Below are 12548 nucleotides of genomic sequence, written 5' to 3'. Positions count from 1 at the left end.
CGACGTGATCTTTGTTCAAAGCGCTCTGATCACCGCCAGGAACAAGGCAACCCGCAGCACAACGGGAGCTACTAACAATGCAATCCTCCATCGAACTCGATCGCAAGCCCGCCACGCAATACCTGCTGCGCATCGGCGACACCTGCCTCATCCTCGCCCAGCGTTTGGGTGAGTGGTGTGGCCATGCGCCGGTGCTCGAAGAAGACATCGCAATGGCCAACATCGCGCTCGATCTGCTCGGCCAAGCGCGTGCGGTGTTGACCCGTGCCGGCGAGTTGGAAGACGTGCCGCACGACGAAGACCAGCTTGCGTTTCTGCGCAACGAGCGCGACTACCTCAATCTCACGATGGTCGAGTTGCCGCGCGGTGACTTCGCGTTCAGCGTGCTGCGCAACACGATGATCGCGACCTGGCTCAAGCTGCTGTGGGAACGGCTGGCCGCGTCGAGCGACAGCGAACTCGCGGCCATTGCCGGCAAGGCGGTGAAGGAGGCGCGCTACCACCAGCAGCACTCGGGTGACTGGGTCGTGCGACTGGGCGACGGCACCGATGAGTCGCGCCGCCGGATGGAGACTGCGCTGGTCGACCTGTGGCGCTACGTGCCCGAACTGTTCGACACCGATGCGATCGACGATGAAGCGAGCGCTGCTGGCATCGGCCCGCGCTGGGCTGATCTTCAGACAGCATGGATGGCCGACATGAGGCTCATCCTCGACGAAGCCGGCTTGACGGTGCCGAAAGATTCCGCCTTCCGCAGCGACGGCAAGCGGGGCCGGCACAGCGAGCACATGGGTTTCATCCTGGCAGACATGCAATACCTGCAGCGCGCGTTCCCTGGAGGTGTGTGGTGACTGCTGCAATGCTCGTGCCGAATGCCGCGCAAGTCGAGGCCGCCTGGGAGGTGCTTGCGACGGTGCTCGACCCCGAAGTGCCGGCTGTGTCGGTGCGGGATCTCGGCATCGTGCGCGACGTGATCGCGCATGACGACGGACTGGAAATCGTGCTGACGCCGACGTACTCCGGCTGCCCCGCGACAGAGGTCATCGAGCACGATGTGCTGGCGGCCATCGACGGAGCAGGGCTCGGCCCGGCCCGTGTCACCTTGCGCCGCGCGCCGGCATGGACGACCGACTGGATCAGCGCCGAAGGCCGTCGCAAGCTGGCCGAATACGGTATTGCGCCACCGCACGTGATCGCCAAAGTCAGGGTAGGTGAGGCGGTACCGATCCGCTTTTTCGGTCGCGGCCTCGACATGCAGCCACTCGAATGCCCGCGTTGCGGCAGCCGCCATACCGAGAGGCTGTCGGCCTTCGGCTCCACCGCATGCAAGGCGCTCTACCGCTGCCTCGCGTGCAAGGAACCCTTCGAATATTTCAAGCCGATATGAGCGTCATCTTTCATCCGCTGCGCGTCCGCGCGGTCGAGCCCGATACGCAGGAGGCGGTCGTGGTGTCGTTCGAGGTGCCGGCCGAGTTGCGCGAAGTCTTCGGCTTCACGCAAGGGCAGTACCTCACGCTGCGCACCGACATCGACGGCCAGGACTTGCGGCGCTCGTATTCGATCTGCGCCGGCGTCGACGACGGCGAGCTGCGCGTCGGCGTCCGCAAGGTGCGGGGGGGTGTGTTCTCCAACTGGATCAACGCGCACCTGCAGCCTGGCGATACGGTGAACGTGATGGCACCGCAAGGTCGCTTCTTCGTGCCGCTCGATCCGACCACGAAGCGGCATCACGTCGGTATCGCGGGCGGCAGCGGCATCACGCCGATCCTGTCGATCATGAAGACGATGCTGGCACGCGAGCCGTTGAGCCGCTTCACGCTCATCTACGGCAACCGGCAATTGCAGTCGACGATGTTCAAGGAAGAGATCGAAGACCTGAAGAACCGCTACATGACGCGGCTGGTGCTGCAGCACGTGTTCTCCGACGAGCAGACCGATGCGCCGTTGAACCATGGCGTGATGAACCGCGACAAGATCGGTGAGTTCCTGCGAAGCGTGGTGCCTGCAGCCCAGATCGACGAGGTGTTCGTGTGCGGGCCGTTCCAGATGAACGACGAGGCCGAGGCGGCGCTCCTCGCTGCCGGCGTGCCCGAAGAACGCATTCACATCGAGCGCTTCGGCGTCGCGCTTCCGACTGGCGCCGCAGCCGGGACGGCAGTGGACGCGGTGTTGCACGAAGCACTGCCCGGCGATGCCGAACAGGCCCGCATCGTCATCGTGCGCGATGGACTGCAGCGCGAGATCTCGTTTCGCAAGGGCCAGCCGAGCATCCTCGATGCCGCCTCTGCTGCAGGGCTCGAAGTGCCTTTCTCGTGCACCTCGGGCGTGTGCGGTACCTGCCGCGCCAAGTTGGTCGAAGGCGAGGTGCGCATGGAGCGCAACTTCGCGCTCGACAAGCAGGAAGTCGCCGCCGGGTTCGTATTGACGTGCCAGGCCCATCCACTGACCGATCGCGTAGTGCTGTCGTTCGACGAGCGTTGAAATCTTCACGCGAGCCGGGGTCAATCCCGATGGCGGCAACGCCCGCGAGACTCTCTACTACGCCTCTCCCCGACCTTCTGGCGCGCTGCGCCCGTCGTTCCAACTTTTCTGTTTGAGTTCAATTTCCTGGAGACAAGAATGAAGCTTTTGAATCCCCTGTTGCTGGTCGGCTTGCTGGCTGCGGCGCTGTCCGCGCATGCCGACATCAACGTCGGCGTCACGCTGTCGGCCACTGGCCCGGCCGCATCGCTCGGCATCCCCGAAAAGAACACCATCGCGTTGATGCCCAAGACCATCGGCGGCCAAAAGATCAACTACATCGTGCTGGACGACGCATCGGACACCACCGCGGCCGTGACCAATACGCGCAAGCTGCTGGCCGAAAACAAGGTCGACATCATCCTCGGTTCGACCGTCACGCCGGCTTCGCTGGCGATGATCGACGTCGCGGCCGAGGCGCTGACGCCGATGATCTCTATGGCCGCTTCGGCACGCATCATTGAGCCGATGGACGCCAAGCGAAAATGGGTATTCAAGACACCGCAGAACGACATCATGATGTCGCTCGCCATCGCCGAGCACATGCAGAAGAGCGGCATCAAGACGGTCGGCTTCATCGGCTTCTCGGATGCCTACGGCGAAGGCTGGTCGCAGGAGTTCGCCAAGGCTGCAGGCCTCAAGGGCCTCACGGTCGTCGCCAACGAGCGCTTCGCACGGTCCGATACGTCGGTCACTGGCCAGACCTTGAAGCTGATGGCCGCCAAGCCCGATGCGGTGCTGGTCGCCGGTTCCGGCACGCCGGCCGCGCTGCCGCAAAAGTCGCTCAAGGAGCGCGGCTACGCCGGCAAGATGTACCAGACGCACGGCGTCGCCAACGCCGACTTCCTGCGCGTTGGCGGCAAGGATGTTGAAGGCACCTTCCTGCCTGCCGGTCCGGTGCTGGTGGCCGAGCAGCTGCCGGCCTCGAACCCGGTGCGCAAGAGCGCGCTGGCCTATGTCGCGGCCTATGAAGCGGCGTACGGCAAGGGGACGGTATCGACCTTCGGCGCGCACGCCTGGGACGCCGGCCTGCTCATGACGGCGGCCGTGCCGATCGCCCTCAAGAAAGCGCAGCCCGGCACGCCGGAGTTCCGCGCAGCACTGCGCGACGCGCTCGAGCAGACCAAGGAGATGCCCGGCGCCCACGGCATCTTCACGATGTCGCCGACCGATCACCTCGGTCTCGATCAGCGAGCCCGCGTGATGGTCAAGATCGAAAACGGCGCGTGGAAATACCAGCCCTGATCAGCCTTGAGGCGTGACTTCGGAAAGTAAGTAATGGATTTTCAGATCGCCCTGCTCCTGGTGCAGGACGGCCTGGTCAACGGCGCGGTTTACGGGCTGATGGCGGTGGCCCTCGTGCTGGTTTTTTCGGTAACCCGCGTCATCTTCATCCCGCAGGGCGAGCTGGTCGCGTTCGGCGCGTTGTCGATGGCCGCCATGCAGGCTGGCCGCATCCCGCCGACTTTGTGGCTGCTGGTCGCACTGGCCGTCATGGTGCTGGTGGTCGAAGCGTGGCGCTGGAAACGTGGTGCCACGGTCGACTGGACTTCGGCACTGGTCTGGTGCGTCGCGTTGCCGGTGCTGGCCTGCGTGCTGGTGCTCGGTTGGCGGCCTGCTTCGTTGTGGACGCAGGCGGCCAACACCCTGGTCATCATCACGCCGCTGGGGCCGCTGCTCTATCGGCTGGCATTCCGACCGCTGGCCGACGCCACGGTGCTGATGCTGCTGATCGTGTCGGTCGCGCTGCACGGCGTGCTGACCGGGCTCGGCTTGCTCTTCTTCGGCGCCGAAGGATCTCGCACGCCGGCCTTCTCCGATGCCCGATTCGAAGTCGGCGGCCTCCAGGTCAGCGGGCAGTCGCTGGTGGTGGTCGGGACGACCCTGGTGCTGGTTGTGCTGCTGTTCCTGTTTTTCGGCCGCTCGATGGTCGGCAAGGCCTTGCGCGCCACCGCGATGAACCGCGTCGGCGCGCGGCTGATGGGCATCCCGACCGAACTGTCGGGTGACGTCAGCTTCGCGCTGTCGGCGTTGATCGCAGCCGTGTCCGGCTTGCTCATCGCGCCGCTGACGACCGTGTACTACGACACAGGTTTTCTGATCGGCCTCAAGGGCTTCGTCGCTGCGATCGTCGGCGGGCTGGGCAGTTATCCGATGGCGCTGGCCGGCGCGCTGCTGGTCGGTCAGCTCGAAGCGTTTTCGTCGTTCTGGGCCAGTGCCTTCAAGGAGGTTCTGGTGTTCACGCTGATCATTCCGGTGCTGTGGTGGCGCTCGCTCAAGAGTCATCACGTGGAGGACGAAGAATGACGGTGGAAAAGCGTTGGCTCACACGCCGCCATCTCACCGCGGCGGTCATCGTGGCGCTCGCTGTGGTGTGGGGTTTTCTGCCCGAGTTCACCGTGGTGGTGATGACCTACATCGGGCTCTATTCGCTGGTCGCGGTCGGGCTCGTGATGTTGACCGGCGTCGGCGGCATGACGTCGTTCGGCCAGGCGGCTTTCGTCGGCATCGGCGCCTATGCGACGGCGTGGGTCTGCACCTCGCCGATGGCGGTCGCCGCGCTCGGCAGCGTCGTTGGTGCGGCGGGTCTGCCATGGGTCGGGCTGGTTCTTGGGCTGGTGCTGACCTTCGCGGTTGCATGGACGCTCGGCGCGGTCACGGTCAAGCTGTCGGGCCACTACCTGCCGCTGTGCACCATCGCCTGGGGACTGAGCCTTTACTACCTGTTCGGCAACATGGATTTTCTCGGTGGGCAGACCGGCATCACCGGCGTGCCGCCGCTGGTCATCGCCGGCGTGTCATTGGCGTCGCCGCGGGCGCTCGGCATCGTGGTCTGGGCGGCGTTGCTGGTCGGCCTGTGGCTGCTGCACAACCTGCTCGACTCGCGTGAAGGCCGCGCCATTCGCGCATTGAAAGGCGGGCGGCTGATGGCGGAATCGATGGGGGTCGACACCGCCCGCTATCGCGTCAAGCTCTTCGTGCTGGCGGCGCTGATGGCGGCGATTTCCGGCTGGTTCTATGCGCACATGCAGCGCTTCGTGAACCCGACGCCGTTCAACCTGAACATCGGTATCGAGTACCTCTTCATGGCGGTGGTCGGCGGCTCGGGGCACCTGTGGGGGGCCGTGCTGGGTGCGACCGTGATCACGCTGTTGAAAGAGAAGTTGCAGGACGTGTTGCCGAGCCTGCTCGGCACCAGCGGCAATTTCGAAGTGATCGTATTCGGTCTCCTGATGGTGCTGGTGCTGCAGCGTTTCGCCGACGGACTGTGGCCGACTCTGGGGCGTCTGGCGCAGCGCTATCTCCGACCCGAGACAGCGCATGCGCCACGCGATGTCGCGGCCCTGACGCAGCGCACGTTGCCGGCGCGCGGCGAAGTGCTGTTGCAGGCGACCGCGGTGACCAAGCGCTTCGGCGGCCTCATCGCGAACAACGCGGTGACGATGGACTGCAAGGCCGGCGAAATTCATGCGCTCATAGGCCCCAACGGAGCAGGCAAGAGCACCTTCTTCAACATGATCTCCGGCGTGGACGACCCGACCGAGGGCGAAGTCCAGCTGATGGGTCGCACCATGCTGCTACAGCCTTCGCGTGCCTTCGCTGCACTGGGTCTGAGCCGCACCTTTCAACATGTCCGCCTGCTCGGCCAGCGCAGCGTGATCGAGAACGTGGCGCTCGGTGCGCACCGCCGAGCGCGGCGTGGCTGGGTCGCTTCGATGCTACGGCTCGACCGCGCCGAAGAGGCTGCGTTGCTGGCAGAAGCGCGCGTGCAGATCGAGCGCTGCGGCCTCGGCGCGCACGCCGATGCACCGGCGGCCTCGCTCGCATTGGGGCAGCAGCGCGTGGTCGAAATCGCCCGCGCATTGGCGAGCCAGCCCGCGGTGCTGCTGCTCGACGAGCCGGCCGCTGGCCTGCGCCATCTGGAGAAGCGCGCGCTGGCCGATCTGCTGTCGCAGTTGCGGGGTGAAGGACTCGGCATCCTGGTGGTCGAACACGACATGGAGTTCGTCATGAACCTGGCCGATCGCATCACGGTGTTCGAGTTCGGCACCGTCATCGCTGCCGGCACGCCAGCCGAAGTACAGGCCGATCCGAAGGTGCTCGAAGCCTATCTGGGGGTCGCCGACGATGAACCTTTCGAAGCGCTCGAAGCAGTGAGGCGCAACGCATGATCCCTTTGCTCAGGCTCGAAAACTTCAGCGTCTCTTACGGCGCGGTCGAAGCGGTGCACGACGTCGCACTCGATGTGAACGAAGGCGAGATCGTCACCGTGATTGGCCCCAACGGCGCCGGCAAGACCACCTTGCTGTGCGCTGCGATGGGCTTGCTGCCGGCGAAGGGCGCGCTGTCGCTGAGCGGTGAGCGCATCGCGCGCCCGAGCGTCGAGGCGATGGTGGCGCGTGGCGTGTCGCTGGTGCCGGAGCGGCGCGAGTTGTTCGCCGAGATGTCGGTCGAAGACAACCTGCTGCTCGGCGGCTTCAATCGCTGGCGCACCGGCCGGCGCGACCAGAAGGCGCGCATGGACGAGGTCTTCCAGATCTTTCCTCGGCTGCGCGAACGGCGCGGCCAGATGGCCTCGACGCTGTCAGGTGGCGAACGACAGATGCTCGCCATCGGCCGCGCGCTGATGGCACGGCCGCGCCTGTTGATGCTCGACGAACCATCGCTCGGCTTGGCGCCACTCATCGTGCGCGAGGTGTTGCAGGTGGTGTCGTCGTTGCGGCAACACGGCGTGTCGGTGCTGCTGGTCGAGCAGAACGCGCGTGCCGCGCTGCAGGTGGCTGACCGCGGCTACGTGCTCGAAATGGGCGCTGTCGCGCTCACCGGTGCGGCCCGCGATCTGCTGCACGACCGACGCATCATCGATACGTATCTCGGTATCGGTACAGGCGTCGGGAACAAAGCGGCGCAATGAGTTCTTCCAACCTCGAAAGGTAATTCGCATGATCAAAGTAAGCGTCCTCTATCCCAACGACGAAGGCAGCACCTTCGACATGAACTACTACGCCGACAAGCATGTGACGATGATCCAGAAGATGCTCGGCGATGCCTTGAAGAAGGTCGAGATCGACGAAGGCGTGTCGGGCCCGGCACCGGGCAGCCGGCCTTCGTTCGTGGCTGCGGTGCACATGTACTTCGAGTCGACCGATGCGTTCTACGCTGCGTTTTCGCCGCACGCGAAGGACATCCGCAACGATGTCGCGAACTACACCAACCTGAAGCCGGTGACGCAGATCTCGCAGGTGCGCGCCTAGATCCGCGGCACCGCGGGTCAACCCGGATATTTAAATGAAGCGCTTCAAACTAGACTTTTTCACGTTCATCGCCCCATAGCCGGACAGTTCGATCCGGTGGGTCTGAAGCGTTTCATCGCACTCAAAACCACTTGGAGACAAACCATGTTCAAAGCTCTGCGCCGTGTCGTGGCGGGCGTCGGTATCGCGGTCGCACTGGTGGGCGCGCCGGCCCATGCCCAGGAACTCAAGCTCGGAGCGCTCTATCCGTTCAGCGGCGGCCTTGCCCTGCTGGGCGACGAGAGCTATCGGGGTGTGCAACTCGCGGTCGACGAACGCAATGCCGCCGGCGGCATCAACGGTCGGCAGATCACGCTGGTGAAGGCCGATGCGGTCGATGCGAGCCAAGCCGTGGGTGAAGCGCGGCGGCTGACATCGGTCGAAAACGTCGTCGCCGTCTTCGGCAGCTATGCATCGGGCATCTCGCAGGCGGCCACGCAAGTCACCGAGTTGGCGGGCGTCCCGTACTTCGAACTCGGCGCCACCGCCGACACGATCACGGGCCGCGGTTTCAAGTACCTGTTTCGCGTGAACCCCACCGCTAAGAACATCGGCGACCGCACGCTCGAGGCGCTGGTCAAGGTGGTCGCGCCCATGCTGAAAGTCGATCCCAAGACCCTCAAGCTCGCGATCATTCACGAGGACGGCCCTTACGGCTCGCTTGTGGCCGCAGCCCAAAAGGAAGGCGCTGCACGCCTCGGCATTCCCGTCGTCGAGGTGCAGGCCTACTCTTCCAAGACGGTCGACTTGTCTTCGGTGATCCTGCGCCTCAAGGGCGCGGGCGCCGATGTCGTGTTGCACACCGCCTACCAAAACGACGCGGTCCTGTTCTTCCGCCAGGCGGCCGCTGCGGGCTACAAGCCGCGCGCGGTGATCGGTGGCGGCGGCGGTCATTCGTTGACCGACACCGCGCAGGCGGTGGGCGCACCGATCGAAGGCGTGTACGACGTCGACTTCCCGCAGATCACGATGAACCCGGCGGGCGCACCCGGCCTGCCCGAGTTCGTCGCGGCTTACCAGAAGAAGTTCTCGTCGGCGCCCCGCTCGGGTCACAGCCTCGCGAACTACGTCGGCGCGAAGGCGATGCTTGAAGTGCTGGCACGTGCCAAGTCGACCGACAAGGACAAGATTCGCGATGCGGCGATGGCCTATCGCGCCCCGGTCGGCAGCACGGCGGCTGGCTGGGGCGTGCAGTTCAATGAGACAGGCCAGAACACGGCCGCGACGCTCAACCTGATGCAGTGGCAGCAGGGCAAGCTCGCCACGGTATATCCCGAAGACGTGGCCAACGCCAAGCCCATCGCGGCACCCTGAGTCGCTTTTCAGGCGACTAGCCATCCATCGCGCGGGGCTCTCCCGCGCACAGGGAGTTCCCATGTCATTGCTGCTCCAGCTGGTGGTGAACGGCCTGCTGCTCGGCGGGGCCTTCGCCATCATCAGCATCGGTCTGACGCTGATCTTCGGCGTCGTGCGCGTCGTGAACTTCGCGCACGGCGAATTCCTGATGGTCGGCATGTACGTGGCATGGCTCTGTGCCAGCCGCCTCGGCCTGCACCCTTACCTCGCGGTTCCTATCGTCATCGTCTTCCTGTTCCTGGTCGGCGCCGCGATGCAGCGTTACGTGATCCAGCCGCTGCTCTCGGCCGACGCGCACATCCAGGTCTTCGCGACCGTCGGCGTCTCGACGGCGCTGCTCAACCTGGGACTGCTGCTGTTCGGTGCCGACATCCGCAAGGTCGAGTTCGCATTCGGTAACCAGAACCTGAGCCTCGGCCCGCTGACGTTCGTCAGTGGCCAGGTCGTCACCTTCGTGGTTGCGATCGCCGTAGCGGTGGCGATGCACTTCTACCTTACGCGGACCTACACCGGCCGCGCGTTCAGGGCGCTGGCGCAGAACCGGACCGCCGCGGCGCTGATGGGCGTCGATGTCAACAAGACCTACGTGCTGGCGTTCGGCATCGGCTCGGCGCTCGTCGGCATCGCCGCGTGCCTGCTGTCCCTGCAATACCCGGTGTTCCCGACGGTCGGCAGCTACTTCGTGCTGACCGCTTTCGTGATCGTCGTGCTCGGCGGCATGGGCAGCCTGCCCGGCGCGGTGATCGGTTCGATGTTCATCGGCCTGATCGACAGCCTGGCGGGGTTCTATGTCGGCCCCGACCTCAAGGAGGTCGTCTACTTCGTGATTTTCCTGGTGATCTTGATCGTGCGGCCGACCGGGCTGTTCGGCCTCGGCGAAGGTTCCGAATGATGCCCAATCTGTTGGCCCCGCGGGGGTACGTCGCCTACCTGGCGCTTGCCGCGCTGTTGCTGTTGCCCATCGCGACGCAGTCGCCTTTCGTCATTCACCTGGCGATCCAGGTGTGCGTGTTCGCGGCGCTGGCCTCGGCCTGGAACATCGTGGGCGGGTTCGCCGGCCAGTTGTCGCTTGGGCACGCGGTGTACTACGGCATTGGCAGCTACGCGGCCGGCCTGCTGGTGCTGAACTTCGGTATTTCGCCGTGGATCGGCATGTTCGCGGGGGTCGCGGTTTCGGCCGTCGTCGCGCTGGTGATCGCCTACCCCACGCTGCGCCTGCGCGGGCCCTTCTTCTCGCTAGCGTCGATCGCCTTTCTCGAAGTCGCGCGGCTCCTGGTCAACCATGAAGAAGCCTGGACGCACGGCGCGGGCGGGATCAACGTGCCGCTGCAGATCGGGCTGAAGTGGATGATCTTTCGCGAGAAGTGGGCCTACCTCCTGGTCGCGTTCGGCTTCCTGATCGGGGTGCTCGGCATCTGCCATGCGATTCGTCACTCGCGCTTCGGCTACTACCTCATCGCGGTGCGCGAACGCGAAGACGCAGCGCGTGCGATCGGCATCAATCCGGTCAAGGTGAAGATCGCGGCCGCCGTGATCTCGGCCGTGCTCACCAGCTTGGTGGGCAGCTTCCACGGCATGTACCTGACCTTCATCGAGCCGTCGTCGGCGTTCTCGCTGGAGCTGTCGATCCAGGTGGCGATGTTCGCGCTCATCGGTGGTCTCGGCACCGTGGCGGGTCCGGTGCTCGGCGCGGTCATCGTGCTGCCGATCGCCGAATTGGCGCGTGGCTGGTTGAGCGCCTTCGGCAACGGCACGCATGGCTTCGTCTACGGTGTCGTGCTGGTGGTGGTGGTGCTGTTCTTTCCGCGCGGACTGGTCGGCCAGCTCGGCCCTCGCGTGGGCCGATGGATAGAGAAGCTACCGAACTTCGCGAGAGCCCGGCGCGTCGAGGTGGCGCCGTTGCCGGTGGTCGCGCGCGACACGGCGAGCGTCGGCCAGCCGATCCTCAAGGCCGACAACATCGAGAAGCGCTTCGGCGGCCTGAAGGCGACCGACAAGGTGACGCTGACGCTGCACGAGGGCGAGATCCTCGGGGTGATCGGGCCCAACGGCGCCGGCAAGACGACTGTCTTCAACCAGCTCTCCGGCTTCCTGCGGCCCGATGGCGGCACGGTGACGATCCGCGATGCCGCGGGTGCGTGGTCAGCCCCGCACAGCCCCGAAAGCTTTGCGCGCGCGGGCGTCGGCCGCACCTTCCAGATCGTGCAGCCGTTCGCCGGCCTGTCGGTGCTGGAGAACCTGCTGCTCGGCGCCTTCATGCGCACCAAGGGGCGCGACGAAGCCGAGGCCCTGGCACGCTCCGTCGCCGAACTGACCGAGCTGACCCCGCTGCTCGACACCGAAGCCAGAAGCCTCACCGTCGGCGGCATGAAGCGGCTGGAGATCGCGCGCGCGCTGGCCACATCCCCGCGCGTGCTGCTGCTCGACGAGGTGCTCGCCGGACTCAACCCGTCGGACGTCGCGCGGGCCATCGTGATGATCCGGCGCATCCGCGACGCGGGCGTGTCTGTACTGATGATCGAGCACCTGATGCAGGCCACGATGGCGCTGTCCGACCGCATCGTCGTCATTCATCTGGGCAAGGTGCTCAAGGAAGGCCTGCCCGCGGAAGTCGCCAACGATGTCGAGGTCATCCAGGCATACCTCGGAAAGGGCTACACCCATGCTGAAGGTTCGTGATTTGCGGGCCGGCTACGGCAAGAGCGAAGTGCTGCGCGGCATCTCTTTCGATGTGAAACAAGGCGAGATCGTCACCATCGTCGGCGCCAACGGCGCCGGCAAGACGACGACGTTGCGAACCCTCTGCGGCATCGTGCGCGCCACCGCCGGCAGCATCGAACTCGACGGCGTTGCGCTCAGCGCGCGCCAGCCGCACGAGATCGTCGAACTCGGCGTGACGATGATTCCCGAGGGTCGGCAGCTCTTTCCTTTCCTGACGGTGGAAGAAAACCTGCGCATGGGCGCGTTCAAGAAATCGGCACGCGATACCTATCCGCAGAAACTGGAAGAACTGCTGGTGCTGTTTCCCAGGGTCAAGGAGCGATTGAAGCAACTCGCCGTCTCGCTCTCGGGCGGCGAGCAACAGATGGTCGCCATCGCGCGCGGCATGATGGCCGGCCCGCGCCTCTTGATCTTCGACGAGCCTTCGCTGGGCCTTTCGCCGTTGCTGGTGGAACAGATGTTCGAGATCGTTCGCAAGGTGGCCGACCAGGGAACCACCGTGCTGCTGGTGGAACAAAACGTCTTTCACACCTTGCAGCTCGCCGACCGTGGCTACGTGCTTGAGAACGGCGAGGTGGTGCTGTCCGGCACCGGCAAGGATCTCCTGGTGAACCCGCATATCCGCAAGGCCTATCTTGGCCATTGACCGACACCTTG

12 protein-coding genes are annotated in these 12548 nt (G+C 65.1%); all 12 read left to right on the top strand.

The genetic code is table 11. From position 1 onward, the window contains the following. The first annotated feature begins 77 nt into the window (after window positions 1-77). Complete coding sequence (gene paaC, locus QN413_RS23540; protein WP_323499022.1) at window positions 78-851, top strand: 1,2-phenylacetyl-CoA epoxidase subunit PaaC; 774 nt, start codon at window positions 78-80, stop codon at window positions 849-851. 8 nt (window positions 852-859) lie between these two features. Continuing rightward, window positions 860-1387, top strand: a complete 528-nt coding sequence (gene paaD, locus QN413_RS23535) for a 1,2-phenylacetyl-CoA epoxidase subunit PaaD (RefSeq protein WP_323499046.1) — start codon at window positions 860-862, stop codon at window positions 1385-1387. Next, on the top strand, window positions 1384-2481 hold the full coding sequence (paaE, locus tag QN413_RS23530; protein ID WP_323499021.1) for a 1,2-phenylacetyl-CoA epoxidase subunit PaaE: 1098 nt from the start codon (window positions 1384-1386) through the stop codon (window positions 2479-2481). The genes paaD and paaE overlap by 4 nt, the downstream gene beginning before the upstream one ends. Before the next feature lie 138 nt (window positions 2482-2619). Beyond that, complete coding sequence (locus tag QN413_RS23525; protein ID WP_323499020.1) at window positions 2620-3765, top strand: ABC transporter substrate-binding protein; 1146 nt, start codon at window positions 2620-2622, stop codon at window positions 3763-3765. A gap of 33 nt (window positions 3766-3798) precedes the next feature. Further along, window positions 3799-4827, top strand: coding sequence for a branched-chain amino acid ABC transporter permease (locus tag QN413_RS23520; protein WP_323499019.1), 1029 nt, complete (start codon window positions 3799-3801; stop codon window positions 4825-4827). Further along, window positions 4824-6692 carry a branched-chain amino acid ABC transporter ATP-binding protein/permease gene (locus QN413_RS23515; protein ID WP_323499018.1) on the top strand — a complete coding sequence of 623 codons (1869 nt, stop codon included), beginning with the start codon at window positions 4824-4826 and terminating at the stop codon, window positions 6690-6692. Before QN413_RS23520 ends, QN413_RS23515 begins: the two co-directional genes overlap by 4 nt. Next, the gene (locus tag QN413_RS23510) at window positions 6689-7435 is read left to right on the top strand and encodes an ABC transporter ATP-binding protein (protein WP_323499017.1); all 747 of its coding nucleotides are present in this window, start codon (window positions 6689-6691) and stop codon (window positions 7433-7435) included. The genes QN413_RS23515 and QN413_RS23510 overlap by 4 nt, the downstream gene beginning before the upstream one ends. 28 nt (window positions 7436-7463) lie before the next feature. Beyond that, complete coding sequence (locus QN413_RS23505; protein ID WP_323499016.1) at window positions 7464-7775, top strand: EthD family reductase; 312 nt, start codon at window positions 7464-7466, stop codon at window positions 7773-7775. 144 nt (window positions 7776-7919) lie between these two features. Further along, complete coding sequence (locus QN413_RS23500) at window positions 7920-9128, top strand: ABC transporter substrate-binding protein (RefSeq protein ID WP_323499015.1); 1209 nt, start codon at window positions 7920-7922, stop codon at window positions 9126-9128. A gap of 61 nt (window positions 9129-9189) precedes the next feature. Further along, window positions 9190-10062 (top strand): branched-chain amino acid ABC transporter permease, encoded by an 873-nt coding sequence (locus QN413_RS23495; protein ID WP_323499014.1) that lies wholly within the window; start codon window positions 9190-9192, stop codon window positions 10060-10062. Continuing rightward, window positions 10059-11849 carry a branched-chain amino acid ABC transporter ATP-binding protein/permease gene (locus QN413_RS23490; RefSeq protein WP_323499013.1) on the top strand — a complete coding sequence of 597 codons (1791 nt, stop codon included), beginning with the start codon at window positions 10059-10061 and terminating at the stop codon, window positions 11847-11849. Before QN413_RS23495 ends, QN413_RS23490 begins: the two co-directional genes overlap by 4 nt. After that, on the top strand, window positions 11833-12537 hold the full coding sequence (locus tag QN413_RS23485; protein ID WP_323499012.1) for an ABC transporter ATP-binding protein: 705 nt from the start codon (window positions 11833-11835) through the stop codon (window positions 12535-12537). Before QN413_RS23490 ends, QN413_RS23485 begins: the two co-directional genes overlap by 17 nt. Window positions 12538-12548: the final 11 nt, after the last annotated feature.

The sequence above is a fragment of the Variovorax sp. LG9.2 genome (assembly GCF_035018885.1).
Lineage (GTDB): Bacteria > Pseudomonadota > Gammaproteobacteria > Burkholderiales > Burkholderiaceae_C > Variovorax.
The sequence above is the reverse complement of the archived record's forward strand: the minus strand, read 5'-3'. Positions and strand labels throughout refer to the sequence as shown.

What these genes read in the sequence shown, in the direction of transcription:
- paaC (WP_323499022.1), top strand. Translation starts at nt 78, where the DNA reads ATGCAATCCTCCATCGAACTCGATCGCAAGCCCGCCACGCAATACCTG.
- paaD (WP_323499046.1), top strand. Translation starts at nt 860, where the DNA reads ATGCTCGTGCCGAATGCCGCGCAAGTCGAGGCCGCCTGGGAGGTGCTT.
- paaE (WP_323499021.1), top strand. Translation starts at nt 1,384, where the DNA reads ATGAGCGTCATCTTTCATCCGCTGCGCGTCCGCGCGGTCGAGCCCGAT.
- QN413_RS23525 (WP_323499020.1), top strand. Translation starts at nt 2,620, where the DNA reads ATGAAGCTTTTGAATCCCCTGTTGCTGGTCGGCTTGCTGGCTGCGGCG.
- QN413_RS23520 (WP_323499019.1), top strand. Translation starts at nt 3,799, where the DNA reads ATGGATTTTCAGATCGCCCTGCTCCTGGTGCAGGACGGCCTGGTCAAC.
- QN413_RS23515 (WP_323499018.1), top strand. Translation starts at nt 4,824, where the DNA reads ATGACGGTGGAAAAGCGTTGGCTCACACGCCGCCATCTCACCGCGGCG.
- QN413_RS23510 (WP_323499017.1), top strand. Translation starts at nt 6,689, where the DNA reads ATGATCCCTTTGCTCAGGCTCGAAAACTTCAGCGTCTCTTACGGCGCG.
- QN413_RS23505 (WP_323499016.1), top strand. Translation starts at nt 7,464, where the DNA reads ATGATCAAAGTAAGCGTCCTCTATCCCAACGACGAAGGCAGCACCTTC.
- QN413_RS23500 (WP_323499015.1), top strand. Translation starts at nt 7,920, where the DNA reads ATGTTCAAAGCTCTGCGCCGTGTCGTGGCGGGCGTCGGTATCGCGGTC.
- QN413_RS23495 (WP_323499014.1), top strand. Translation starts at nt 9,190, where the DNA reads ATGTCATTGCTGCTCCAGCTGGTGGTGAACGGCCTGCTGCTCGGCGGG.
- QN413_RS23490 (WP_323499013.1), top strand. Translation starts at nt 10,059, where the DNA reads ATGATGCCCAATCTGTTGGCCCCGCGGGGGTACGTCGCCTACCTGGCG.
- QN413_RS23485 (WP_323499012.1), top strand. Translation starts at nt 11,833, where the DNA reads ATGCTGAAGGTTCGTGATTTGCGGGCCGGCTACGGCAAGAGCGAAGTG.